Source organism: Cupriavidus sp. PB-02 (assembly GCF_058252315.1).
In genome coordinates, this window is record NZ_CM177694.1 from 2,159,631 (window position 1) to 2,184,975 (window position 25,345).

The 25,345-nt window shown below is 63.8% G+C and carries 22 protein-coding genes and 2 pseudogenes; 8 read left to right on the top strand and 16 right to left on the bottom strand.

Annotated features, from left to right (window positions below; genetic code table 11):
- Positions 1-21: 21 nt before the first annotated feature.
- Positions 22-657 (bottom strand): TetR/AcrR family transcriptional regulator, encoded by a 636-nt coding sequence (locus AC10V3_RS10165; protein ID WP_022535123.1) that lies wholly within the window; start codon positions 655-657, stop codon positions 22-24.
- 85 nt (positions 658-742) lie between these two features.
- Here AC10V3_RS10165 and AC10V3_RS10170 point away from each other — a divergent pair, with 85 nt between their 5' ends.
- From AC10V3_RS10170 to AC10V3_RS10185, 4 genes are all read left to right on the top strand, one after another.
- Positions 743-2,314, top strand: a complete 1,572-nt coding sequence (locus AC10V3_RS10170) for a flavin-containing monooxygenase (protein ID WP_022535124.1) — start codon at positions 743-745, stop codon at positions 2,312-2,314.
- Entirely contained in the window at positions 2,311-2,463 is a 153-nt protein-coding gene (locus AC10V3_RS10175; RefSeq protein ID WP_022535125.1) for a hypothetical protein, read from the top strand. Before AC10V3_RS10170 ends, AC10V3_RS10175 begins: the two co-directional genes overlap by 4 nt.
- Complete coding sequence (locus AC10V3_RS10180; RefSeq protein ID WP_022535126.1) at positions 2,441-3,166, top strand: Coq4 family protein; 726 nt, start codon at positions 2,441-2,443, stop codon at positions 3,164-3,166. Before AC10V3_RS10175 ends, AC10V3_RS10180 begins: the two co-directional genes overlap by 23 nt.
- A 282-nt stretch (positions 3,167-3,448) precedes the next feature.
- Positions 3,449-4,399 (top strand): Bug family tripartite tricarboxylate transporter substrate binding protein, encoded by a 951-nt coding sequence (locus AC10V3_RS10185; protein WP_349607262.1) that lies wholly within the window; start codon positions 3,449-3,451, stop codon positions 4,397-4,399.
- A gap of 94 nt (positions 4,400-4,493) precedes the next feature.
- Here AC10V3_RS10185 and AC10V3_RS10190 read toward each other — a convergent pair whose 3' ends face one another.
- The 3 genes from AC10V3_RS10190 to AC10V3_RS10200 form a co-directional block, all read right to left on the bottom strand.
- Positions 4,494-5,468 carry a tripartite tricarboxylate transporter substrate binding protein gene (locus AC10V3_RS10190; RefSeq protein WP_022535128.1) on the bottom strand — a complete coding sequence of 325 codons (975 nt, stop codon included), beginning with the start codon at positions 5,466-5,468 and terminating at the stop codon, positions 4,494-4,496.
- An 83-nt stretch (positions 5,469-5,551) separates the two neighbouring features.
- Positions 5,552-6,424: an amidohydrolase family protein gene (locus AC10V3_RS10195; protein WP_022535129.1), complete on the bottom strand. Its 873-nt coding sequence runs from the start codon at positions 6,422-6,424 to the stop codon at positions 5,552-5,554.
- A 42-nt stretch (positions 6,425-6,466) separates the two neighbouring features.
- Positions 6,467-7,261, bottom strand: coding sequence for a class II aldolase/adducin family protein (locus AC10V3_RS10200; RefSeq protein ID WP_051369744.1), 795 nt, complete (start codon positions 7,259-7,261; stop codon positions 6,467-6,469).
- 205 nt (positions 7,262-7,466) lie between these two features.
- Here AC10V3_RS10200 and gcvA point away from each other — a divergent pair, with 205 nt between their 5' ends.
- On the top strand, positions 7,467-8,372 hold the full coding sequence (gene gcvA / locus AC10V3_RS10205) for a transcriptional regulator GcvA (RefSeq protein ID WP_022535131.1): 906 nt from the start codon (positions 7,467-7,469) through the stop codon (positions 8,370-8,372).
- On the opposite strand, the gene AC10V3_RS10210 is transcribed toward gcvA, so the two are convergent.
- The 6 genes and pseudogenes from AC10V3_RS10210 to AC10V3_RS10235 all read right to left on the bottom strand — a co-directional run bounded on the left by AC10V3_RS10210 (position 8,344) and on the right by AC10V3_RS10235 (position 15,175).
- Complete coding sequence (locus tag AC10V3_RS10210) at positions 8,344-9,333, bottom strand: Bug family tripartite tricarboxylate transporter substrate binding protein (RefSeq protein ID WP_454751964.1); 990 nt, start codon at positions 9,331-9,333, stop codon at positions 8,344-8,346. The genes gcvA and AC10V3_RS10210 overlap by 29 nt on opposite strands.
- Positions 9,330-9,626: a DUF3303 domain-containing protein gene (locus tag AC10V3_RS10215; RefSeq protein WP_022535133.1), complete on the bottom strand. Its 297-nt coding sequence runs from the start codon at positions 9,624-9,626 to the stop codon at positions 9,330-9,332. The genes AC10V3_RS10210 and AC10V3_RS10215 overlap by 4 nt, the downstream gene beginning before the upstream one ends.
- A 242-nt stretch (positions 9,627-9,868) precedes the next feature.
- Positions 9,869-11,350 carry an alpha-amylase family glycosyl hydrolase gene (locus AC10V3_RS10220; RefSeq protein ID WP_022535134.1) on the bottom strand — a complete coding sequence of 494 codons (1,482 nt, stop codon included), beginning with the start codon at positions 11,348-11,350 and terminating at the stop codon, positions 9,869-9,871.
- 12 nt (positions 11,351-11,362) lie between these two features.
- The gene (locus AC10V3_RS10225; RefSeq protein ID WP_490923631.1) at positions 11,363-14,164 is read right to left on the bottom strand and encodes an MGH1-like glycoside hydrolase domain-containing protein; all 2,802 of its coding nucleotides are present in this window, start codon (positions 14,162-14,164) and stop codon (positions 11,363-11,365) included.
- Between the two features lie 326 nt (positions 14,165-14,490).
- A pseudogene (locus AC10V3_RS10230) lies at positions 14,491-14,796 on the bottom strand (Crp/Fnr family transcriptional regulator); the annotation flags it as partial.
- Positions 14,797-14,923: 127 nt separating this feature from the next.
- Positions 14,924-15,175: a DUF1488 family protein gene (locus tag AC10V3_RS10235; RefSeq protein WP_022535137.1), complete on the bottom strand. Its 252-nt coding sequence runs from the start codon at positions 15,173-15,175 to the stop codon at positions 14,924-14,926.
- A 622-nt stretch (positions 15,176-15,797) separates the two neighbouring features.
- Between AC10V3_RS10235 and AC10V3_RS10240 the strand changes: the two genes are divergently transcribed.
- Positions 15,798-16,265, top strand: a complete 468-nt coding sequence (locus AC10V3_RS10240; RefSeq protein ID WP_022535138.1) for a hypothetical protein — start codon at positions 15,798-15,800, stop codon at positions 16,263-16,265.
- Positions 16,266-16,480: 215 nt separating this feature from the next.
- A complete protein-coding gene (locus AC10V3_RS10245) occupies positions 16,481-16,789 on the top strand; it encodes an H-NS histone family protein (RefSeq protein WP_022535139.1) in 309 nt (102 codons plus the stop codon).
- Positions 16,790-17,302: 513 nt separating this feature from the next.
- On the opposite strand, the gene AC10V3_RS10250 is transcribed toward AC10V3_RS10245, so the two are convergent.
- From AC10V3_RS10250 to AC10V3_RS10270, 5 genes are all read right to left on the bottom strand, one after another.
- Positions 17,303-17,590 (bottom strand): GYD domain-containing protein, encoded by a 288-nt coding sequence (locus AC10V3_RS10250; RefSeq protein ID WP_022535141.1) that lies wholly within the window; start codon positions 17,588-17,590, stop codon positions 17,303-17,305.
- A gap of 257 nt (positions 17,591-17,847) precedes the next feature.
- Positions 17,848-18,867 (bottom strand): TGS domain-containing protein, encoded by a 1,020-nt coding sequence (locus AC10V3_RS10255; protein ID WP_490923634.1) that lies wholly within the window; start codon positions 18,865-18,867, stop codon positions 17,848-17,850.
- A 15-nt stretch (positions 18,868-18,882) separates the two neighbouring features.
- On the bottom strand, positions 18,883-19,977 hold the full coding sequence (gene amrS, locus AC10V3_RS10260) for an AmmeMemoRadiSam system radical SAM enzyme (protein ID WP_041681054.1): 1,095 nt from the start codon (positions 19,975-19,977) through the stop codon (positions 18,883-18,885).
- A gap of 126 nt (positions 19,978-20,103) precedes the next feature.
- Positions 20,104-21,501, bottom strand: coding sequence for an MFS transporter (locus AC10V3_RS10265; RefSeq protein WP_490923636.1), 1,398 nt, complete (start codon positions 21,499-21,501; stop codon positions 20,104-20,106).
- Positions 21,498-22,292, bottom strand: coding sequence for a hypothetical protein (locus tag AC10V3_RS10270; protein ID WP_022535145.1), 795 nt, complete (start codon positions 22,290-22,292; stop codon positions 21,498-21,500). Before AC10V3_RS10270 ends, AC10V3_RS10265 begins: the two co-directional genes overlap by 4 nt.
- 176 nt (positions 22,293-22,468) lie before the next feature.
- On the opposite strand from AC10V3_RS10270, the pseudogene AC10V3_RS10275 reads away from it, so the two are divergent.
- Positions 22,469-23,227 (top strand): annotated as a pseudogene (locus tag AC10V3_RS10275) (ISNCY family transposase); the annotation flags it as partial.
- 41 nt (positions 23,228-23,268) lie between these two features.
- Here AC10V3_RS10275 and AC10V3_RS10280 read toward each other — a convergent pair.
- Entirely contained in the window at positions 23,269-25,326 is a 2,058-nt protein-coding gene (locus tag AC10V3_RS10280; RefSeq protein ID WP_022538600.1) for a recombinase family protein, read from the bottom strand.
- Between the last annotated feature and the right edge of the window lie 19 nt (positions 25,327-25,345).

Below are 25,345 nucleotides of genomic sequence, written 5' to 3' on the forward strand. Positions count from 1 at the left end.
TTGACCCCGACCGCGCGGGCCTTAAGCCGGCCGACACATCAGCACAAGCGCCAGTTGCAATGCGGTACGGGCCACGGTGTCGACATCGGGCGCATAACCGTTACGAATCCAGTACAGCGCGACATGGACGATCCCGCCGGCCACGCCGGCGCTCAGCATCGGATCGAACTCCCGGCCCTCCCGTCCACCAGCCAATAACGTCCGCGCCAGCAGTGCACCAAACTCGCTAAGCGAAATGGCCAGCGCTTCATCTACAAGCTTGCTGACGCCGCGGATTTCGACCAGGAAGACCCTCGCCGCGCGAGGCTCGCATTGCAGCGCACCAAAGTAAGCCCGTAGCATCGCCAAAGCGCGCTGTTCCCCACTTTCGCCGTTTTCCTCGCCTGCCCGCGCCAGAGTGTGCAGCAATTTGCGCGTCACGGTTTCGTACGACGCCAGCAAAAGCGCCTCGCTATTGGCAAACGACTCATAGAAATAGCGCTCAGTCAGTCCGGCGGCTTCGCACACGGCCTTGACCGTGGCGTTCTGGTAGCCACGCTCTCCGTAGACCTGGACAGCCGCGGCAATCAGCTGGCTGCGGCGCTGGGCGCGTCGTTCTTCGGCTTCGGCGCCGCGATAGCGGCGAGCGGGGGAAAGCTCGGTCGTCATGGGGGCCATTATGACATTCCCTATTGCCAGATGAATTTTGACAACCTATCTTGTCAGAAACGCCGCTCATCCGCACTCGTCCGGATTTCTCATCATGACCGCCCCCCATTCTGATGACGCAGTCCTTGATGTTCTGATCGTAGGCGCCGGCCTGTCCGGGATCGGTGCCGCGCGGCACCTGCAGGAACGCTGCGCCGGCAAGCGCTACGCCATCCTCGAAGCCCGCCAGGCGCTGGGCGGCACCTGGGACCTGTTCCGCTACCCGGGCATCCGTTCGGATTCGGACATGTACACGCTCGGCTACCGTTTCAAGCCGTGGCAGGGGGCCAAGGCCATCGCCGACGGACCCTCGATCCTTGCCTACATCCGCCAGACGGCCGAAGAAGCCGGCATCACGCCACACATACGCTTCGGCCACAAGGTGCTCACCGTCGCCTGGGATAGCAGCAGCGCCTGCTGGACCGTGGAAGCGGAGCGCACCCAGGACGGCAGCCGCGTGCGCCTGCGGGCCCGCTTCCTGTACGTTTGCGCCGGCTATTACCGCTATGCCGAAGGCCACCGCCCCACGTTTCCCGGCGAAGAAACCTTCAGGGGCCGCATGGTACATCCGCAGTTCTGGGACGAATCGCTCGACTACGCCGGCAAGCGCGTGGTGGTGATCGGCAGCGGCGCCACGGCGGTGACGCTGGTGCCCGCCATGGCGAAAAGCGCGGCCCACGTGACCATGCTGCAGCGCTCGCCCACCTATATCGTCACGCGCCCCGGCGAAGACGCCATCGCCAACAGATTGCGACGCGTCTTGCCTGAAAAGCTGGCCTACACGGTGACGCGTTGGAAGAACGTGCTGCTTGGCATGAGTTTCTTCCAGTTGGCGCGCCGCCGCCCCGAGCGGGTCAAGCAGCGGCTGATCGCGATGGCCGCCGCGCAGCTTGCACCTGGCTTCGATGTGGATACCCATTTCACGCCCCGCTATATGCCCTGGGATCAGCGCCTGTGCCTGGTGCCGGACGGCGACCTGTTCCGCGAAATCCGCGACGGGCGCGCGGCGATCGTCACCGACACGATCGAACGCTTCAACGCCGAGGGTATCGTTCTGCGCAGCGGCAAGATGCTGCCCGCGGACATCGTGGTGGTCGCCACCGGGCTGAAGCTGAACATGCTCGGCGACATCGCGGTCAGCGTGGACGGCCAACCACGCCGGCCGGCCGAATCGATGGCCTACAAGGGCATGATGCTCAGCGAGGTGCCCAATCTGGTGCTGGCCTTCGGCTACACCAATGCGTCATGGACGCTCAAGGCGGACCTCACCGCCGAGTACGTCTGCCGGCTGCTGCGCTACATGGACCGTCACAAGCACCGCATCGCCATGCCGCGCCGGGCTGCCGACGTGCAGCCCGTGCCGTTCCTGGACTTCACCTCGGGCTACGTGCAACGCGCGGCCAGCGTGCTGCCGAAGCAGGGCAACCGCAAGCCGTGGCGCGTGCATCAGAACTATCTGAAAGACATGCTCACGATCCGGTACGGGCGCATCGTCGATGGCGTGCTGCAGTTCGACACACCGCTGCCGGGCACGCAGGCGCCGACGCTAAAGCAGGACGACACCCGGCGCAGCCAGCGGGATAACAGCACGCAGCCGGCGGGGGTAAGCAGCGAGGTGCAGCCATGACCATCGGACTCGCCGTCGTCGCAGGGTTGCTCGCCGTATTGCTTGTCACCGGCATCCTGCTCTTCCTCCACACCTGGCGCACTCGCATCCGCCTCACCCCGCAAATTTGTTACCGGAGCCCACCCCATGGCGACTTCAATCGGTTCTAGTCCGTACAAGCAGGATGTGCTGACAGCGTTCAAGGCTATTCGCAGGCTACTGGCAGACAGCAATGACACGGAGCAGGTGTTCCGCATCATGCGAGCGCTCAATGGCCCGTCCATGCCGCGGAATTTCAGCCGGCTGCTGAGCAAGCCAGACGGCCGGCGCATGGTGTATCAGCGCATTGAACTGGCGGAGCGTCTCGCCGATCCGGACTATGTGTCCCGGTTCGCGCCGGGAACGGTGGGTGCGGCCTATCGCGAGTTCATCGAAAGGACCGGCTACAGCGCGGACGGGCTGGCCAGGATATCGAACCTGGATCAGGAGCCGGTCGTCGAAGACGCCTATCTGTGGTTCGGCCGGCGTACGCGCGACATCCACGATATCTGGCATGTACTCACGGGGTACCGGGCTGACGAGAGCCTGGGCGAAGCCGCGCTGGTGGCATTCAGCTATGCGCAAACCGGCGGTAGGGGATGGGCCTTTATCGCAGTCGCGGCCTCCATGAAAAGCCTGCGCGTATCCCGCAGCCTGGGCTTCGCGAGGGCGGTGCTGGAGGGCTACCGAATAGGCCGACGCGCGGCTTGGCTGCTTGGTGAGGATTATGAAAAGTTGCTACATGAGCCGATCGAAGCGGCCCGCCTGCGACTGGGCATTGCGCAGCCGGTGCGTTACCTTGCCTGCAACCCGGTGCAGGACTGGACGTCGTGACGCTCTTGGCATTCCCCCGGCACCCGGCCCGACGATCGGAGCGTAGCAATGTGCCACCTACCCGTCTCTCCGCGAGGGGCTGGAGCGGTTATCGCACATTGCATTGTTGGGACAGCTGTTTTTCAGGGTCGGCCTGAGGGCGCTGCATATGTGCGTCCGGCATAATCAAGCGCCCCGTTCATACCGATACGGAATTTCCGTCACGCGCGGGCGCACACTGAAACCAAGGGCAGGAGACGTAGTTTGAGCATCAACATTCGCGCATCGCGCACCGTACGACTGATGGCTGTCGCCATCGCTGGCCTGGCCGTCGGCCACTCCGCCGCCATGGCCGCCGATGCCTGGCCGACCAAACCGATCAAGGTCATCGTTCCCTATACGCCCGGCGGCTCGACCGACACAGTTTCGCGCGTCGTGTTCGAGAAGGTCGCGCAAAGCATCGGGCAGCCCATCATCATCGAGAACAAGCCCGGTGCGAACAGCACGCTGGGTGTGGGCGTCGCGGCGCGCTCCGCGCCGGATGGCTATACCTTCGTGTCGGTGCTGGCGGCCTACAGCGCGAACATGTCGCTGTACTCGAAGCTCAGCTACAAGCCGTCGGACCTGGTACCGGTGGCCGAGATGGCGGAACTGCCGTTGTTCCTGTTCGCCAGCAAGAAGTTGCCGGTCAAGACGGTTGGTGAACTGGTCGCATACGGCAAGAAGCACCCCGACACACTGACCTTCGGCTCGAGCGGTGTTGGCAGCTCCGCGCACCTGACTGGTGAGCGCCTGGCGATGGAGTCCAAGGTCAAGATGACCCACATTCCGTACAACGGCAGCGCGCCGATTCTGCCGGCGCTGGTGTCGGGCGAGGTCTCCGTGGCGTTCGATCCGTTGCTGGTGCCGATGCCGCACGTGAAGTCTGGCAAGATCAACGTGCTCGCCGTGGCGTCGGCCAAGCGCTGGCCAGGTGAACCGAACATCCCGACCATGGAAGAGTCGGGTTTCCCGGGCTTTGTCATGAGCTCGTGGACGGGCCTGCTGGCACCCGCCGGCACGCCGGCTCCGGTCGTCGATCGCATGGCCAAGGAAATCGCCGCGGCAACCCGCAGCCCGGACGTTGCCAAGAAGCTGACTGAGCTGGGCTTCGTGCCGGTGGGAGGCACCTCAGAGGAGTTCCGCAAGCTGATCGACCGTGACATCACCCGCTATGGGCAGATCGTGAAGGCGGGCAAGATCACCCTCGACTGAGTATGGCAAAGGCGCCCCGGCGCGCCGAAACTCGCCTTTCTGGTTTCTGGAACCGAGCCCCGGGAGTGGGCTCCCCATTGGGGGAGCGCAGCGATCAGCCTCCGGTGGGCTCGGCCTGAGCGATTGCGCGATACTTGTTGACCGCTCCGCGCAGGTAGTCGCCGAAGGCCTGCGGCGACTCGCTCGGCTTGACCTCGATGCCCTGCGCCGCCAGCTGATCGCGTACCGCGGGTCGCGCCAGCGCCTTGGCGATGGCTGCGTGCAGGCGGGACACGATCGGGGCAGGCGTGCCGGCGGGCGCCAGGATCGCGTTGAAGGTGGCATCCTCATACCCCGGCAGCCCGGCCTCTGCCACCGTCGGGACATCGGGGAGCAGGGCCGAGCGCGTGGGCGTCGTGACCGCCAGCGCGCGCAGCTTTTTCGCCTGCACGTACCGCCCCGACGTGCTGACCTGGTCGAACATCGTCATCACCTGACCGCCCACCACGTCCATCAGCGCCTGGCCATTGCCCTTGTACGAAACACTCAGCATCTTGATGCCCGCCTGCCGACTGAAAAGCTCTGCCGCGATGTAGCCGGTGGAGCCGATGCCGGACGATGCGAACGAGACCTGGCCGGGGTGGGCCCTGGCCCGGTCGATCAGTTCCTTGACGGTGCGCTGGGGCACGGAAGGATGCGCGACCAGCACCATGGGGATCTGGCAGATCTGCGTCACCGGCGCGAAGTCCTTGATCGGATCGTAGCGGGCATCCGGCACGAAGGCCGGGGCCGATGCGAAGGTATTGGCGACCGCCAGCAGGGTGTAGCCGTCGGGCTGGGCGTGCGCGACCTCGCGCGTGCCGATCAGGCCGCTGGCGCTGGGCTTGTTTTCTACAATGACCGGCTGCCCCAGGTCTTCGGACAGGCCCTTGGCAATCAGCCGGGAAACCAGGTCGACGGTACCGCCCGGTGCCAGGGGCACCACGATGCGTATCGGTTTGGCCGGATAGGTCTCGCTCGCCTGGGCCGGACTGGCCGCAAAGGCGACGCCGATGGCCAGGGCCGCCAGCACGCGGGGGATGTTGTTCATGATCTTTGTCTCCTGTTTATCGTGTTGCGCGATAGCGGTACTTCACGCATATCCGGGAGGTCTGATGCCTCCGCGGTCAAACTTCAGAATCCATATAGCCGCGCCGGGTTGTCCACCAGGAGCTTGTGGGCGCGCTCCGTGGTCCCGGCCCATTCGAGGCAGCGCAGCAGCGCCCGTGCGTTGTCCTCGTCTCGAAACGGCGTGATGCCAGCGACGGACAGTGGTCGGCCCGCGGCCGACCCGGGGTGCGGCCAGTCGGTGCCCCACAGCACGCGATCGGGATTGGCGTCGATCAGGGCACGCGCGAGCGCGGCCACGTCAGCGTAGTCGGGCGCCCGAGAGATGCGGTAGGCGGCCGACAGCTTCACGTATACGCGCCCGGACGCGAGGGCCGCGAGCAAGGTGTCGAAGCCGGCTTGCGACGGCCCCAGCTCTGCTTGCGCGCGGCCGAAATGATCGACGACCAGCGGCGCGGGCAAGTCGGACAATACGTCGGATAGCGCCGACAAGGTGGCGAGGTTGGTGTAGGTCTGCACATGCCACCCCAGCGGCGCCACGCGCTTCGCGGCGCTCAGCAACCTGCGCCGCGCCACCTCGGCATCATGCTCGCCGGCAGTCTCCAGGTTAACGCGCACACCGCGCACACCCGCGCGGTGCATGGCGGTCAGGGCATCTCCGGACGTGGTCTCGTCGATGACCGCCACGCCGCGGCCCGCGCCGCCGAGCTGCGCCAGCGCATCCAGCAGGCAAGTATTGTCCGCACCGTACGGACTGGGCTGGACGATGACGGTACGGTCGATGCCCAGGCTGCGGTGCAGCGCGAGCAGGGCGTCGAGCGGCGCATCCGCGGGCGTATACGTGCGCGCGGCATCGAAGCGGTAGGCTGACGCGGGGCCGAACACGTGTACGTGGCAATCGCATATGCCCGCGGTGGGTCTGGCGACGACATCAGTCATGCGAGAGTCTCCGGAATTGGTAAGGGGAGGGCGGCAAAAGCGTCAGCTGGCATAGGAGGGATAGCCACCCGGCTCGGCGTCCAGCAAGCGCAGCATGGCGTGCCACTCGAGTTCGCCATAAGGCCGGCGCGTGCCGGGCTGGTACAGGTGTGCCGCGCCGTCCAGGATCTCGTCGGCGGGCACCAGCACCTGGTCCAGGCCGGCCGCCATCGCGTCTACCTGGGCCCGGCACGCCATCTCCAGCTGATACATCAGGTTGAATGCCTGCGGCACAGAGCTTCCGCACACGAGCAGGCCATGGTTGCGCAGGATCATGGCATTGTGCGGACCCAGATCGGCCACCAGCCGCGCCTGCTCGGCCAGGTCCACCGCGGGCCCTTCGAACTCGTGATAGCCGAGATGGCCGTGGAACCGCGAGGCGGTCTGCGTAACGGGCAGCAGGCCGCAGCGCATGGCCGACACCGCCATCCCGGCGCGCGTATGCGTATGGATGACGCAATGCACGTCGGGACGCGCGCGGTGGATGCAGCCGTGGATCACGTAACCGGACTTGTTGATGCTGTAGTCGGTGTCCGGCTTGCGGCACACGGTGCCGTCGAAGTCGATCTCGACCAGGTTGGACGCCGTGATCTCCTTGTACAGCAGCCCGTACAGATTGATCAGCAGCCTGCCTTCCCGGCCGGGAATCCGTGCCGTGATGTGGTTGTAGATCATGTCGGTCATGCTGTAGCGGTCCATCAGCCGATAGCACGCCGCCAGTGCTTTCCGCGCCTGCCATTCCCCTTCGTCCACCTCGTCCTGCAACGAGGGAAAATTGGTCCCATATCGCATATTCATCCGTACGCCCCTATGCTGGCATAATAAAAACTAATAATTGCAACCTTGGCTGCGCTTCCCCCGGAACGTGCGTCAGCCCCACGTTTGTAACGATAATATGGAGTCTCCGCTTTGAAGGCCATCGAGAAAATTTCACCATCGCATCGATAAAGCTAATGGCTCTGCCTTTTCCGGCCATCGCCGGACATCCCTGCACAAACCTGCCATGAACCCGCAACTTCCTCCCCTCAATCCGCTGCGCGTGTTCGAAAGCGCGGCGCGGCACCTCAGCTTTACCAGCGCCGCGCAGGAACTGCACATCACGCAGGGCGCGGTCAGCCACCAGATCAAGGCACTGGAAAGCTGGCTCGGTTTTGATCTGTTCGAGCGGGGCTCGCGGCGCCTGCGCCTGACCCGCGGCGGCGAGCTTTATGCCGCGGCGCTCGGCGGCGCGTTTGCGGAGATCGTGCGGGCCACCCAGGAGCTGGTCTCCACGGGCTCAAAGCAGGTGCTGACCGTGCGCGGCCACACCACGCTGTTCGTGCGCTGGCTCATTCCGCTGCTGCCTGCCTTTCAGTCCGACCATCCTGACATCAACGTGAAGCTGACCTCCAGCGTCGAAGGCGTGGACTTCAAGCGCGACAATGTCGATGTGGGCATCGTCTACGGCGACGGGCCCTGGGAAGGGCTGCGCAACGATCTGCTGTTCAGCGACGAACTCACGCCCATCATGGCGCCCGAACTCGCCGCCCGGCTACCCAGTCCGTGCACCACCGAGGCGCTGCTGGAACTGCCGCTGCTGCACTCCAACCGGCGGCCGCAACACTGGCCCGACTGGATTCGCGCGGCCGGCGCGGAACGGGGTCCGGCGGTGGGCGACATGTACTACGAAGATCTCAGCGTCATCTATCAATGCGCCACCGAAGGCCTGGGGGTGGCGCTGGGCCAACTCCGCTACCTGGAGAAGGACCTGGCGCAGGGCAGGCTGGTGGCGCCACATCCACTGGTGTTGCGGCGATCGCGCGGCTACCACCTGGTCTGCCCCGCGGCGCGTGCCGACGACGGCAAGATCGCCTGCTTCCGAAACTGGCTGCTGGCGCGGGCTAAGGCGCCCGTATGTTTTGCTCCTTGATGATCTTGCCCCATTTGCGGCTTTCGGCCCGGATCAGTTCACCGAACTGCTCCGGCGTGGTGGCGGCTGGAACCGCGCCCATGCCAGCCAATTGCTTGCGCACGGCCGGTTGGTCGAGCACCTGGTGCACATCGGCGCTCAGTTTCCGGATGCGCTCGGGTGGCGTGCCGGCCGGTGCAACCAGGCCGAACCAGTTGGCGAAGTCGTATCCTGGCACGCCGGCCTCGGACAGCGTGGGGACGTCGGGCAGCAAGGGGGAGCGACTGCCGGCCAGCACCGCCAGCGCACGCAGCTTGCCAGCCTTTACGTACGGCAGAGCCTGGACCAGGCTGTCGAAGGTGAGCGACACCTGGTTGCCGAGCAGGTCGTTAAAGCTGGGGCCGCTGCCCTTGTAAGGAATGTGCGCCAGCTTCACGCCGGCCATGTCGTTGAAGAGTTCGCCGGCCAGATGCGGCGCGCCCCCCACGCCTGAGGAGGAAAAGGTGATCTGGTCAGGCTTGTTCCTGGCCAGCGCGATCAGCTCCTTCACGTTCTTCGCGGGCAAGCCGGGATTTGCCACCAGTACGAAATTCACCTGCACCACATTCGAGACCGGCGCGAGATCCTTGAGCGGATCCACGCTCATCGGATACAAGTGCGGATTGATCGATAGATTGCCGAGCGTCGCCAGGAAGATCGTGTAGCCATCAGGCGCAGCCCGGGCCGCGATCTCGGTACCGATCACGCCGCCGGCGCCGCCGCGGTTGTCGACGATGACCTGCTGGCCCCAAAGACTGGTCAGCCGCTCCGCGATCACGCGCGCCACGATATCCGTGCCGCCCCCGGCAGGAAAGGCCACGATCATGCGCACTGGCTTGTCGGGAAAAGACTCCGCGCTCACGCCGAGGGCACAAGCCGCGACGGCCAGGGCCAGCACCGCCCGGCCCAGCCCGGGCAGGCGGCGCCGGCGTAGCGGCATCATGGCTGCCCTCCATTCCGGGTCGCCAGGAAAGCCTTCGCTGTATCCTCGTCCAGCAAGGGATAGACGTCGAAATGGGCCGGAATAATGTCCGCCCATTCGTTCATCAAGCGGTGCAGCGTCGCGTTCGAGTCGACGTCGAACAGCGCGACGGCGCCGCGCCCGACCCGCGCATGCACCGAGCGGGCCAGTCCGGCATCGAGCAAGGGACGCATCCAGTCCCAGTAGTGGCTGCGCGAGTCGACCAGCGTGGAGGGGCGCTCCGGACGGGGAGTACTGATGACGAGAAATAGCATGGGGGGTGTCTCCTGCCTATGATTACGAAAGTATGGAGGCGAGACACCCGCGGTACAGGCGATCTATTGGGAATTCTCATAGCCGCCTGGCCAGACCAGCGCATGGAACCGCTGCGGCGTTCGCCCTTTGGTTTTCAGCATGGTAGGGCGCGCGCGGGCTTTTTTACAGCGACGATATCTCACAATCTCATTAGAAAAAATAATTCGAAACCTGGGCCAGCATGAGCGGCCAACAGTCCCTGTCAATCCATCCCTTGCACGTCAAAAACATGAAAGCCCCAGGGTGGCATGTCCAGGAAAAGACCGCGGGCGCGCAGGTCATCGCCCGGTCGATCATAGACAGCCGGGCTGAGCCGGTCCTGAAGTCGTACGGTCCGCTCCCCCAGTTCCGTGAAGGGAGTTCGCATGAAGCATTGGCTCTGCTGCGGCGAGTAGTTCACGGCCACGAACATCCACTCGTGAGGAGCCCCTACCCAACGGAACGCAATGAAGTTGTCCGACGTCTTGTTGTCGCCCCAGGCGGGGACGCATTCCAGCAAGGACCAGTTGCCATCGCGAAGCAGCGGTTGGCGCATCACGGCAAGCAGTCGGGCATAGAACTGCGCGAGCGCTCCGTCCACCGCTTCGTCCGGGGCGCGGACCAGATGCGGCGAGATACGTGTGCGCCGGCCTGCGAACTGCCCCTGGTGGAAGAAGCGCAAGCCCGGCGAGAGGAAGGTCAGCACCGCGGCAGCCGCATGGATTTCGGGTGCAAAGGTCGATGCGGCGCGCGGCTCGTCATGATTCTCCAGAAAGCGCGCCAGCTTGTCCTGATAGTCCAGGTCCGCGCCCAGGTGCTCGCGCACGGGGCGGGCGCGCTGTTCGCGCAAGCGGTCGTACAAGCGCTTGTCATAGGTGTAGTCGAAGCCCTGCTGCTGCAGCGTCCATTCCATATCCCAGTAAACCTCGGCCATGAACAGGAAGCCGGGATGCTGGCGTCGCACCGACGCCGTCGCCTTCAGCCAGAACAGGTCGGGCCGGATGCCCCAGGTGCGCTCGAACACCTCGGGCAATACCAGCATGGCCATGTCGCAGCGCACGCCGTCGCACTGGCCGGCGATGCGCTCCAGTTCGGCAATCATCGCTTGCTGCAATTGCGGATTGCCGTAGTTGAGCTGCAGCGTGTCGGGCCAGCCGTCGAAGTAGGGGTCCCTGCCGTAGGCAAGCAGCAGCGGTCCGTTCTTCGTCGCCACGCGGCAATAGTTGCGGGGCGAACGCGCCAGATCCTCCTCGCTGCCATGGACGAAAAAGTCCGGATGCTCGTCGGCCCACGCGTGATCCGGGGCCATGTGGTTCGGCACGAAATCGAGCATCAGGCGCAGCCCGCGCTGGCGCGCGCGCGTGCGCAGGCGCGCCAGCGCTTCATCGCCACCGAGGTCCCGGTGCACGGTGTAACTGGTAATCGCGAAGCCGGAGCCAGCGATATCCTCCTCGCGCAGGTCGGGCAGTGTTTGCTCGAACTCGTGCCGCCACGCGGCGTTGCTGCGCGAGATGCGCTGCGCGGCAGGTCCCGTCTGCCAAACGCTCAGCAACCAGAGCCAGTCGAAGCCCATCTCCACCAGATGGTCCAGTTCGGTATCGGCGATGTCATCCAGCGTGGCCACATGGCCGAGCGATAGCGACAGCTCGGTCAACCGGACCCGCGTGTTGAGTTGGTACAGCGCCGGATAGCGAGGTGTCAGCACAGCCGTCAATCCCTAGCTGGCCTTCTCGGGATTGACAGGATTGCCGGGGGTCGCAGACTCCGGGCCCGTGTGCGAGGCGCTCAGCGCGCGTAAGGCCGCTACCTCCGCACCCGGCCTGAGCAGTATGTCCTTGGACAGCACGGAATTCGCCTGGATAATACGCGCGACGCAGCCGGTCCAGCCGGTCTGGTGGCTCGCGCCGATCCCGGCACCGGTGTCGCCGTGGAAATATTCATAAAACAGCACCAGGTCGCGCCAGTGTGGGTCGTCGCGGAACTTGCCCGCCGCGCCATACACCGGTCGGCGACCATCGCCGTCGCGCAGGAAGATCCGGATCAAGCGTTCGCCTAATTCCTTGGCCACTTCGAGCAACGTCATCATCTGCCCCGAGCCGGTTGGACACTCAACCTTGAGGTCCTCGCCGAAATAGGCGTACAGGCGTATCAGCGCGGTGTACAGCAGGAAGTTGATCGGCATCCATACCGGCCCGCGCCAGTTGGAATTGCCGCCGAACATGCCGGTATCGGAATCGCCCGGCACATAGGCCACGCGATGCTCCTGGCCCGCGTGGTGAAAGACATAGGGGTGTTCGAGGTGGAAGCGCGACAGCGCGCGAATGCCATGCGGGCCGAAGAACTCGTCCTCGTCCAGCATGCGCGCCAGGATGCGGCGCAGCTTCTGCTCGCCAACGATCGCCAGCATGCGGCGATTGGCTACGCCGGGCTTTGGAGGCAAATGCATGTTGGCGGCAAGCTCGGGGTGGCGACTCAGAAACAGTCCCGCACGCTCACGGAACTTCGGCAGCTTCACGAGGATGTCCTCTTCGAACACGGCCACGGCGGCCAGTGGCAGCAGCCCGACGATGGAGCGCACCTTGAGTCGCGTGGCGCTGCCGTCCGGGAAACGCAATACATCGTAGAAAAAGCCATCCTCCTCATCCCACATTTCGTCGTTCCGCTCACCGACGCGGTCCAGCGCGCCGGCAATGAACACCGTGTGCTGGAAGAATTTCTCGACGAACTCCTCGTAGAGCGGCTCCTGCAACGCGAGCTCGACCGCGATGCGCAGCATTTGCTCGCTGAAGAACACCATCCACGCCGTCCCGTCGGCCTGATCCAGGTACCCGCCAGTGGGCAGTGGCGATGAACGGTCGAACACCCCGATATTGTCGAGCCCGAGAAAGCCGCCCTCGAAGACATTGGCGCCGGCGCGGTCCTTGCGATTGACCCACCAGGTGAAATTGACCAGCAGTTTGGAGAAGGCGTACTTGAGGAACTCGACATCGCCGCTGCCACCGCGGCGCTCCTTGTCGAACAAGTAGAGCTGCATCGTCGCCCAGGCGTGCACGGGCGGGTTGACATCGCCGAAGTTCCACTCGTAAGCAGGGAGCTGGCCGTTCGGATGCAGGTAGTCGTTGCGCAGCATCAGGTCGAGCTGTTGCTTGGCGAAGTCGGGATCGACCATGCCCAGCGGAATCATGTGGAATGCCAGGTCCCACGCGGCGTACCAGGGATACTCCCATTTGTCCGGCATCGAGATGATGTCGTCGTTGAACATGTGCGACCATTCGCTGTTGCGCACCCGCCTGCGTTCCGGTTGCGGCAAGTGGGCACCCGCGCCGTGCTCGTCGAGCCAGATGTCGAGGTCATAGTAGAAGTACTGCTTGGTCCAGAGCATGCCGGCCAGCGCCTGGCGCATGACGCTCACACGGTCCGGGTCGTCGCGAATCGCGAGCGGTGTGATCGACGCGTAGAAGGCATCGGCCTCCTCCAGCCTGGCGGCGAACACCGCGTCGAAGCCATGGAAGGGCGCGGACGCCGCCCCCGGCGCCTGGGTCGTCAACCGCAACCGCACGACTTGTGACTCACCACCGCCGATGTTGAGCTGATAGTGGGGCGCTGCCTTGGTTCCCTGCTGCGCGGGATTCACCGCCGCGGCATCGCCGTGCACGATGAAGTTGTGGATGCCGTCCTTCACGTAGGGCGACGCGTTGCCCGTGCCGAACAGCCGGGTGTTGTTGGTCTCATTCTCGGTGAAGAGCAGCGGCACGTCGGCGTCGCAGTAGAGGTAATACTCGCCCAGCGATTCCTGAAACAACGGGTCGCTGTGACGCGCGCGGACCGCCGCCTGCCCGGAGGCATCGACGCGCTCGAGGATCGGCTTCGAACCGCCCCACGGCTGCGACCACGTGTTGCGGAACCACAGGGTCGGCAACAGGTGCATCGGCGCCGCGTCCGGACCGCGGTTGAAGACGCTGATTCGCACCAGCACGTCCTCAGGCGCCGCCTTCGCGTATTCGACAAAGACATCAAAATACCGGTTGTCGTCAAACACGCCGGTGTCCAGCAACTCGTACTCGGCCTCATGCTTGCCGCGGCTGCGGTTGGTCTGGACGAGGTCACTGTAGGGATAGGCGGCCTGCGGATACTTGTACAGATACTTCATGTACGAGTGCGTCGGCGTGGAATCGAGATAGAAGTAGTACTCTTTCACGTCCTCGCCATGATTGCCCTCGCCGTTGGCCAGGCCGAAGGCGCGCTCCTTCAGGATCGGATCGCGCCCATTCCACAGGGCCAGCGCGAAGCACAATACCTGGTGGTCGTCGCTGATACCGCCGAGGCCGTCCTCGCCCCAGCGGTAGGCGCGCGAGCGGGCCTGGTCATGGGTGAAGTAGTTCCAGGCGTCGCCGTTGTCGCTGTAGTCCTCGCGCACCGTCCCCCATTGCCGCTCGCTGAGGTAGGGCCCCCATTTTTTCCAGGCCGCGCGGCCCGCCTGCGCTTCGTCGAGGCGGTTCTTCTCTGCTTCATTGCTCATGGCGCGATCTCCTTCTGGCCGGCGATGCCGGGCGCCTGGATCGGAATGGGGGCGGGCGTGAAAAAAGCTTAGGCGCCGGGATCGCGGTATCGGGTGCCGTCCGGCAAAAAAATAGCCCGCACAAGGGGCGGGCTACGGGAAATGCCGAGAGGGGTCAAGTCACGACCTTCCAATTTCTGTTCGGATGTGATGCGCCGGACACGCCTATATGGGGCGTCCGCGGACCTGATTCGGTTGCGGCAGTTTCCAACTGAGGCCAATGGCTCGCTATCGGCACGTTTGTAATGCTGGCGCTAAGCATCAGGCCGGCGTCCCAAATATTAATTTTCCAAGCCAATCCGGTCGAGTACAGCAATATGCCCATGGCTGTAGCGGATCAGGCCCGCGGCCTGGAGCTTCAAGGCGGCCTCGGTCACGCCGGAGCGCCGCACCCCGAGCATGTTGGCAATGAGTTCCTGCGTCATCGTCAACTCGCTGGAGGGCAGCCGGTCGATGCTCAGCAGCAGCCATCGGCACAGTTGCTGGTCGATGGAGTGATGGCGATTGCATACCGCGGTTTGCACCATCTGCGTAATGAGCGCCTGCGTGTAGCGGAGCAACAGGCGCTGCAGAGATCCGCCCCATACGAACTCCTGCTAGTACGCGAGTGCTATGCGGTCGTGAAGCGAGAATTCGATCGCTTGCTGCCTGACCTGTCGGCGCCTTGAGGTGCAAAGGTTGGGGCACCTGGCACGCCGTTCTGCCTGCCAGCCGCCGCCACTACGAAATGGTGTATGTATTGCGCGCGCCCGGCGTGTATATATCTTGTGCCAGCAGCAATATCTGGTCGCGATGGAGGTCGAATGTGGCCAGAAGGGAAGCCTCTTCGGAAGCCCTCTCCTGGCTAAGCGAAAGAAGGATATTGTCAGAGACCTGGAATGCGACTTCGCGGGCGTTGTCGTAGCCCCAGAAACATACACAGTGCCGCGCCGCATCGTAGCTGCGGCTGGGATTGGGGAAATTCAGTGCCATGGTGGACTCCTACGATCCAGTGTTGGCACGTCGGGCGCTCCTTGACTACGGCTCTTGACTACAGGTACTCGCACGGTGGTGCCAACCCCAGTATGCGCCTTTTCTTGAATCAAAGCGGGTTTCGACCACACCATGCGCCGGACAGCCATTTAGCGCGTTGTGCGGAAGTTGCGCCTGGTGAGATGCGGCTGAATGCGCCTTGTCGTGATGCTGTTGCCTGGTCGTAGTCGAGATGCCCGCAGTTGATGGAGACCGCCTTGTCCGCCACAGCCGGGTACGGCACCGTACCGACAGAAACCAGGCGCATGCCCATCCTTATTGCAGATGTCGATGCCCCAAAGAGTTGAGACGATGGGAACGGACCCATTTGCGTCGACCGATAACGAGTGCTGATGATCCTTGGAAATGAGGCAATTTTCAGTTGCGGTGGGATTGTCCTCGGCGGGTCGGACACGTGGCCTGGTTGTACCACTCCAGCGAGTCCCGTAGACCAGCAGGCTAAGCGCTCCCATGTAGCTATTGCGATAACTCGACGTATGCACTGCCATATAGTCGTCTTCAAATCGCTGACACCTGGCTCCAGCGGTTATACTCCGCACTCCACAACTAAAGGATAATCAACATGGTCGCAGCAACCAAAGCAACTTCTCAGAAAAGCGCAGTCACCAAGAAAAAGCCTGCCGCAAAGCAGATGGCTGTGCCGACGAAGAAGGCCAGCGTGCTCGCACGTGAAGCCCAGGCAGCGAAGAAGAGCTTGCTAAAACTGCGCGCCGACACGAAGAAGGCGATCGAAGCGGCAAAGCGTGAGGTCGCCCAGGCAGTGGAAGCCGCAAAGGCCGCGCTACGTTTTGAGAAGCAAGCCGCAAAGGACAAGATTGCGGCGAAGAAGGCCAAGGCTGCCGGCGCAAGGAAGGCAACGGGCAACAAAGCCGCCGCCACGAAGGCGGCCCCGAAGAAAGCCGCTTCCACTAAGGCCGCCGCGAAAACTGCCCTGAAGAAGACGGCGGTGAAATCGGCAACGACGAAACGGGCTCCGGCGAAGAAAGTGGTTCTGAAGGGAACTGTAGCGACGCCTGAAGTTTCGTCCTGATCTTGGCCTCGGCCGGTACGCCAACCGGTCGATTGACGGAAGCGGGGCGCACAGGTTGCGCCCCCAGGCCAATGCGAGACCAAGCCATACGTCAACAAAACAGTAATCCGATTTGAATCTCCGCCACCGTCCGAGCGCTAGAAAAACGAATACCTTGCCGACCTACTTTGGAATGCGTATAGGTCTATCGTGACCTAAAGATTGGAGGCGAAGATATGGCAACCTATAAAGAACTCATTGCTCAAAAGCAAGCTCTGGAAGCACAGATCGAAGCGGCGCGCGCAACCGAGGTAGCAAGCGTGATCGACCAGATTCGCGGCCTGATGGCCCAGTATGGTCTCTCGCCGGAAGACGTGGCGCCGCGGCGCCGTCGGGGCCATCCTGCAGGTGCCGCTTCCACGAACAAGGATCCGCTGCCACCGAAGTATATGGATCCCAAGACCGGGAAGACCTGGTCGGGCCGAGGCCGGGCGCCTTCGTGGCTTGGCAAACGACCCGAGCGTTTCCTCATTCCGCAGGAATGACCCTTAGCAAGCACGCCATGACACGCTGCGAACCGATCGACCGTCGCAAAGGGGACGCAAACTAAAGGGTACTTTTCTTGCGCCGCCGTGAGCGTGCGCGGCGTCGGCACGTCGACCGAAACGGCTCAATGGCGGCGCCCGCGACGCGAGCGGTCAACGTCGCCGTGTATGCCGCCAATAAAAAAGCACCTTCTACAGGTGCTCAGCGCTTCCAGCCACGGGCGAGTCCGAACCGGGTCAGCAACTTATGATCCGGTTCGGGCCTGCAGGCATATTCGGCCTGCACGATCACGCTTCATCCAGGGAACCATGATCGTTTCACTGACCTACCTTCGCTTTGCTAAAGCGTGTCTCAGTCAGCACTTGAATTATAGGGCAGCCGACGATTAGGTCAACCAGAATCCGGCTGTGCCGCCGCGCGGGCAGCTGCACGCCTGTGCTGTACATGCGGCGGTGAGATGCAGCATCAAGCCGGTGAATTTCATTGCCTCGAGCCTGATCCATCGATCTCCGTTACAGGGCCGCGATGAACTCGTCCCAAGGCGTCGCTTGCAGCGTCTCGGTCGCGGCGTGTCCATAGGCTCGGATGATCAACGCTGCCCGCTCGAGTTGCTTCAGATCGTCCGACTCAACAATGTCCACGACGTCAAAGCGCCCGAGTGTCAGATAGCTGTCCTTCCAGGTGACGGCAGGGCATTCCGTCTTGATTTTCTCGGCCACCGTGGCGGCGAGTTTCTTCAGGTCCTTGGGATCCGTGAACGCGTCAGGAGCGAGACGGCTGAGGATGACGTATGTAGTCATGGCATACCTCCGTGCAAGAAATTGCTCCGCAATCCGGCACGGCAGTCATATGGGAGCAACCGGCCGCGCGTTTAGCAGAAGCGTTGCGGCGCGTCTGCCATCGCCATTCGCCTGCTTCCATCGGCCGCAAGCGACGTTGCATTGCCTCAAGCACGAGCACGCGAAAGACGATCTTTCAGTTTAGGTCATCGTCGCTCGCCTCCTGCGATGTGTCCCCGCACCCCGCACCCCGCGGGCCGGGTCGGTCAGCGATGCGCCTACGCATGCAGTTCCACCACGTCTGCATCGGCTACCGGGTGATCGGCGCCCACCTGCTGGCCGCTGAACTTGCCACTCCCCCAAATGCGGGCGAACTTGAACGTACGCGCGAGATCCGGATGCACCCGCAGGGCGACATCCAGCACGGTGTCGCCGCGACGCATCGTAAAGGGCCGATTCTGGTCGACGGGTTTCCCGGGTGCCTTGGTGTAGACACGCACGATGCCCAGCGCCTTGAAAAGGAACGGCCCGATCTCGGCCAGCCCTCGTCCGCGGGTTGCCGAGGTTACGAGCGCCGGAAAGCGTACACCGAGCAGGTCTTCGAGCACGGCCGCGTCTTCCGAGTTGGCGAGATCGGTCTTGTTGGCCAGCAGCAGCGTAGGGAGGTGAACACTGAACGGGTCAGCCGCCGCCAGTTCCGGCGTCGCCCCGGGGCTGTCGGCCTCACCCGGCCAGCGCTCCGACAGGATGATCTTTGCCTCGGCGAGCCGCCGCAGAATCTGCGCCAATTGTTCTGTACAGTCTGGCGCGCTCAGATCGACCACGAGCAGCACGCCGTCTGTCACCCGCAGTATGTCGGTGAGCCCGGGTTGCATGAATTCGGCTGATACAGGTGGCAGATCCACCAGCTGAAAAGCAATGTCCTCGAACGGCAACATGGCGGGAATCGGCAACTGGGTCGGGTGAGGGTAGGGCCCGACCTCGCTGCTCGATCCTGTCAGCCTCGCGTGCAGGCTGGATTTTCCCGCGCCGGGCGGGCCGATCAAACAGAGCTGGGCCGCGCCTTCGGGATGCACCGCATGTGAGGGCCCTCTGTGAGCCGCCTTCCCGTGGCCCGCGGATTCCTGGGTGAGTTCCCTGATCCGCGACTTGATATCGGCTTGCAGACGCTCCGTTCCCTTGTGTTTCGGGATGACACGAAGCATCTCCTTCAGGCATTCGAGCTGCTCGCGCGGCTGGCGTGCCAGCCGATAGGCTTGTTCGGCCTGCTTGTACTCGGGAGTGAGGTTTGCTGGCATGGGGCCGTCTTCGGCCTACATTCCGATGTGTACAGGAATCCGCCGCCGCCCGAACTGACGCTCGAAAGGCCCGAAGCAACCTGCAACCGGCGCAAAACAGTCGGGGCAGGTTCCGGTGGGCGTGAGGCGATAGCTTTCGATGGCATGCCAGTCGCGCACGATTAGCGGTGCGTGGCAGGCGGGGCAGTAGGTGGTTGCGCCTGCAATGTCGTGGACGTTGCCGGTGTACACGTAATGCAGTCCCTCCTTGATCGCGAGCTTGCGGGCACGCGCAAGTGTAGAGAACGGCGTCGGCGGCACGTCGCGCATCTTGTAGTCGGGATGAAATCCCGTAAAGTGCAGCGGGATGTCGGTGCCCAGTTCCCTCGCGATCCACTGGGCCTCTGCGCGGATCTCCTCATCGCTGTCGTTCTTGCCCGGAATCAGCAGCGTTGTGATCTCGAGCCAGACTTTCGTTTCGTGCTTCAGATACAGGAGCGTATCCAGCACCGGCTGCAAATGCGCGCCGGTGAATGCAACATAGAATGCGTCGGTAAAGCCTTTCAGATCGACGTTGGCCGCGTCCATCCTGCTATAGAAATCGCGTCGTGCCTGCGTGCCCATATACCCGGCGGTCACCGCCACCGCCAGGATGCCCAGTTCGTGGCAGGCATCGGCTACGTCCATGGCGTACTCGGCGAAAATCACCGGGTCGTTGTAGGTAAAAGCCACGCTCTTGCAGTCATGGGCCGCCGCCGATTCGGCAATGGCTTCGGGCATGGCCGCTGCGGCCAGGGTCTCCATCTCACGTGATTTGCTGATGTCCCAGTTCTGGCAGAACTTGCAGGCCAGGTTGCAGCCTGCCGTGCCGAACGACAGGACGGCGCTGCCCGGGTAGAAGTGGTTGAGCGGTTTCTTCTCGATCGGGTCGATGCAGAAGCCCGATGAGCGGCCATAGGCGGTCAGCAGCATCCGGTCGCCAAGCCGCTGGCGCACGAAGCAGGCGCCGCGCTGCTCGTCATGCAGGCGGCAGTGGCGCGGACACAGGTCGCACTGCATGCGTCCGTCGTCCAGGAAATGCCAGTAGCGACCGGGATAAGTTCCCGGAGAGGGCTTTTCGATTGCCGTCATGGCATATCCCTCCTGAAGCGCGTTTTCGGACAGGTAACGCGCAGCAGCCTGGGCATTGAGCCAACGCCAGAGTCTTGGCGTCTGGAAGCGGAAAAAGCGATCCAACCGCAAAAGGGCAATTTTATTCTAGTCTGCAAGCGGGTCCGGCAGTGGCGAGCCGCAGCCGGTCTCCAGCCCCACCTTTCGCTCTGCGCGCAAGGCAGCCCGCCGGCCCCGCACGGTGTTGACCCCGCACAGCAGGCCCAGCCCGACGACGAAGTAGCTGCCGGTGACCAACAGCGCCTGCCGGTGATCGCCGCCCGTCAGCCAGCTTGCCATGCCATAGGTCAGCGGCCCGGCGATCGAGGCCAGCTTGACCGCCAGGCCCCAGAGCCCGAAGAACTCGGCCGCGCGCGAGGGCGGAGCCAGCAGCCCCACCATGGCCCGTCCGGCGGACTGGGCGGCGCCCAGGCACAGGCCGGCCACATTGGCGGCCAGCCAGAACAGCGGCGCTTCGCGCGCGGCGTGCGCCAGCAGGATGGTCAGGATCCAGCCCAGCAGCGTCAGGGCAATGGCGCGCACGTGGCCGATGCGGTCCTGCACAGGGCCGAACAGGAAGGCGCCGGCCGCCGCCGTCAGGTTGACCACCAGCACCAGGGTCAGGGTCTGCTGCATAGTGAAGCCCATGGCCTGGTTGGCGTAGATGGCGGTCAGCGTGATCACCGCCTGGATTCCGGCCTGGTAGAAGAGGGTGCACAGCAGGAAGCGGCGCAGGTCCCGGAACTGGCGCAGGTGGCCGAGGCGTTGCCATACCCTGGCCCAGGCCATGCCAATGGCCTGCTCGCCAGCCGGCGCGGCCGCGGCGACCTGCGCTGCGCCGCGGTCGCGCAGCAGCAGGAACGTCGGCAGGCTCGCCAGGGCAAAGATGGCCGCCGTGATCAGCATGGTGACGGGCACGAACTGGCTGGCGACGTCGCCGCGTGCGGTGGCCCAGTTGACATAGAGCAGGCATATGCCCAGCGTGGCCAGGCCACCGATATAGCCAAGGCTCCAGCCCCAGCCCGATACCCTGCCCAGGGCGCGGGTGGTGGAGAGCGACGGCAGGAAGGCGGCGATCAGGTTTTCGCCGCTGCCGAAGAAGAAGTTGGACAGGACCACGCACAGGATGGCCAGGCCAAGGGTGCCGGGCTGCGCAAAATAGAGCAGGGCGGTGAACACCACGCAACCCGTCGTCGTCACGGCAAGCAGTGGCTTCTTGGCTGCGCGCAGGTCGGCGTAGGCGCCGACTAGCGGCGCGCTGAGCACCACCAGCGCATAGGAGAGGGAAAGTGCCGCGGTCCAGGCCAGCGTGGCCCAGGGAGCATTGCCGGCCACCACGGCGACGAAGTAGGCATTGAACAGCGCGGTGATGACCACCGTGGTGTAGCCCGAATTGGCAAAGTCATACATGGCCCATGCCCACACTTCGCGCGGCCGTACGTCGGCGCCCAGGGCAGAGGGCACGCGGGGCTCGAGAGCGTGGCCACGCGGTTGGGGCACGGTCATGTTCCATCCTCAACGGTGTGACGCCGCTTCAGCCGAAGCAGGACGCCGTAGACGGCCAGCGCCGCGAACACGTGCTTGAGCGTGTGCCCGCTGACCAGCCCCGTCAGCGCCGCGATCTGGTGGTCCAGCACATCGCAGACCAGGGCCAGCACATAGCAGCCGGTGATTGCCAGCACATCCCGGTCGCCAGTGTATCGCGGCGCATAGAGGCAGAGCAGCAGCGGCACCACCAGCATGGCCCATGCCTGAACCAGGAGATAAGGGCGCAGGTCTCCGATGCCGCGGGCTTCGCTCCAAGCCCAGTAGCCGACGCTGGCCGGCCCGGCGATCAGCAGCAGCGGCAGCAGCCGCAAGCCGGCCTTCAGGCTGGCCCGCTCGCACAGGTTGGCGGCCAGCCAGGACATCAGCGCAAGCGCCAGCGGGGCCCTGTCCCACACCAGTCGCTGGTTGTCTGGTGCGAGGTGGTAGTAGCCGGAGCCCAGGCCAACGAGGAAGACGGCGAAGAAAAGCAGCCGGTAAGGCCAGGCCTCGGCTGGCGCGATGAAGGCGCGGCTGGCAGCCGTGGTGCCCAGATAGCGCAGGCCGGCCGCGCCCGCGAGCAGGAACAGCAGATTGGAGCCGATGTCGAGGCAGTGAGGCGTGCCGAAGCAGACGTAAGGGTCGGCATAACGATGGTATTGCGGCGGCTGCGCGATGCGCGGCAGCAGCCAGGTCGCGGTGGCCATGGCCGCTACCAGCAGCCAGACTGCGGCGGCCCTGGCGGCAGGGCTGGCTTGTCGGCAGGCGCGCATGATGGCTTTCTTTTGCTTGTGGGAGACTCGTTTCAACGATTTAACATAATATACATTATGCGTCTTTTGTTTGTTGGACCCAATTAGTAATGTCACCTCTGAGCCAAATACAAATGTCACCCACCGACTCTAGCGGCCTATCCTAACCGGCTTTCCTTGGCAAACGGGAGCCGGTCATGCATGGGCAAGGAACGATCACCATGAGCATGCGCGAACTGGACCGGCTCCAGGTCATTCAAGCGGTGTCCGATGGACAGTTGGCACGCTGGCGGGCGGCTGAACGCCTGGGCATCAGCGCACGCCATGTCCGGCGGCTCGTGCTGCGTTTGCAGGAAGACGGGCCCAGTGGCCTGAGCTCCCGCAAGCGCGGCCGTGACAGCAACCGCCAGCTGCCGCCGGGTTTGGAATCCCGCGTCCGCGGCCTGATCCGCGACAGCTACGCCGACTTCGGCCCGACCCTGGCCGCCGAGAAGCTGCGCGAGCGCCATGGCATCGACCTGGCCACGGAAACGGTACGCCGGATCATGGTCGATGCCGGCTTCTGGGTGCCACGGAAGCTGCGCCCGCCCAAGGTGCACCAGCCGCGCAATCGCCGCGCCTGCCTGGGCGAGCTGGTGCAGATCGATGGCAGCGACCATGCCTGGTTCGAGGACCGGGCGCCGGCCTGCACGTTGCTGGTCTATGTCGATGACGCGACCGGCCAACTGATGCAGTTGCTGTTCGTGCCATCGGAATCCACACCAGCGTACTTCACCGCCACGCGCGCCTATGTCGAGCGCCACGGCAAGCCGCTGGCGTTCTATTCCGACAAGGCCGGCATCTTCCGTGTCAACGCCAGGGATGCCGCCGAAGGCCGCGGCTACACCCAGTTCGGGCGCGCGCTGTTCGAACTGAACATCGACATCCTGTGCGCCAATTCGAGCCCGGCCAAGGGCTATGCTTCACAATGCACCTCATGGGTCGAGTGGGATGATGTTTACGCGGCGACTGCGTGTTTACCGCGGGTTTTGCATTGATGGCGATACTTCACTGGCGCATCCGCGCCAGGTTGTTCGAAGAGACACTGCCCCTTGTCATCGTAGCGGTGCGCCACGAGCAGGCCGGCACGGCGCCATATCTTGACGGTAGTCGGTGTGACATCGAGGCACTTTGCAATCTCGTCCAGCGTGAGCAAACCACGCGCGCGCAGCCTGTCGTAGCGACTTCGCAGATCGTAGGAGAGCCGAATCCGGGTGACCATTGCGTGGTGAAACGGTTTGCCCTGACCTGACGTGAGTCCCTGGCGATTGAGCAGCTCTGCCGCTTCACCGTCGGTGTGGTCTTCCAGAAGCCGGTCGATCTCAGCGACGACGGCTGGCGGGGTCTGCCGCAACATCCACGCGGGCTTGGATAGTGGCACGTGCAAGGTGTGCGTTGCACCGCCGTTAAAGCGTATCTGAGCGCTGACGTCCGTGCCTTTTAGCAGGGTCACGTCGGTGATGAGTAGGCGTGCCATGCGCTTGCGCTCACGATCTGGCGTGTGGGGATCGTTCCACAGGCGAGGAAAGTCCTTCGCAAGTGCCATGATGCTTGTGCGCTGTGCGTCGTCAACTCCGGCGCGATCAGCTTCGCGCTGCTTCTCGTAGCGTTCCTGGGCCTCACTGAGAGCGCGGAGCGCATGGTTCCATTCCGCTTCCAGCGAGTCCGCAACCAATCGATGTTCCGGATCGACTTGCATGTAACGACGGCGCGCCAGATCGGTCTCGTAGCGCGCTCGCTCGACCTCTTGACGGCGTAGTCTGTCGCTCTCCTCGGTACGGCTCTCAAGCTCGTTCTGCACGGCCAGAGCGACCTCAAGCGTTACCGGCGTGACCAACTCCACGAGCAACCGGCCAATTGCATCGTCAAGCTCACCACCATGGACACTCTGGCACACAGGGTGCGCGTGCTGAATGCCCCGGCGCTGGCACATGTAATCCGGCACCCTGCGCGTGCCTTGGATGTGATAGCGCACGGTCATTCGCTCGCCGCATTTGGCACAGATCGCCAAGCCTTGCAGCAGCGCCGGCCCCTCGCGAGGTGCCCCTCTCTCACGGTCGAGGCCAAGTGCGTGGGCATTGTCGCGTAGGATTTGAACGTTCTGTTCGAACTCCTCCCAGCTCACGTAAGCCTCGTGCGCATCGCGAATCAGCGCCGTCCACTCCTCGGGCGGCAGTCGCAGGCAGACGTTCTGACCATCGGGATGCTTGCGTTGCCGCGTGCGCCCAAAGCAGAATGCACCAGCATAGCGCGGATGATGGAGGGCCCACAGCACGCGTGAGTGTTCGAGCTCGGTCCACAGCACATCGCCTTTGCGCTCTCCGCGGTGAATCCGGCGCGGGAACTGAAGACCCTGGTCACGAAAGGCCTTGACGGTCGCAGTGGCTGAGCCCGTGCGACGAAACGTGCGGAAGAGCTGACGAACACTCTCCTGGATACGTGCATCCGGGTCCAGGCGCACACGCCCCTCGGTGTCGTAGACAAAGCCGATCGGCAGCCGCATCTCGAGTTCTCCGCGGCGCGCCTTGTTGAGGATGCCACCGCGTAGCCGTGCCCGCATGACGTGCAACTCTGCCTCGCTCATCGTGCCTTTCAGGCCGAGCAGCAACCGATCATTGAAATGCGCAGGGTCGTAAATTCCATCTTCGTCAAGAATTAGGGAGTCGGCGAGTGCACAGATCTCCAATAGCCGATGCCAGTCGGTTGAGTTGCGCGCCAGCCGCGACACCTCCAGACCCATCACGATCCCGGCCCGTCCCAGGCTCACCTCGGTGACGAGGCGCTGGAAGCCCTCGCGCTCGACCGCCGATGCACCGGATAAGCCGAGGTCCGAGTCGATGACCACAACTTGATCGTTGCGCCATCCGAGCGCGATGGCGCGCTGTCGCAGATCATACTGGCGCTTGGTACTCTCAGTATTCTCGAACATCTGCCGCAACGAGGACTGCCTCACGTACAGATAGGCGTTCCTCTTGAGGTGTCTTGCCTGTACTTTCGAGTGGGTCTCTGCAGTCATCTCATCCCCTCTAGCGCTG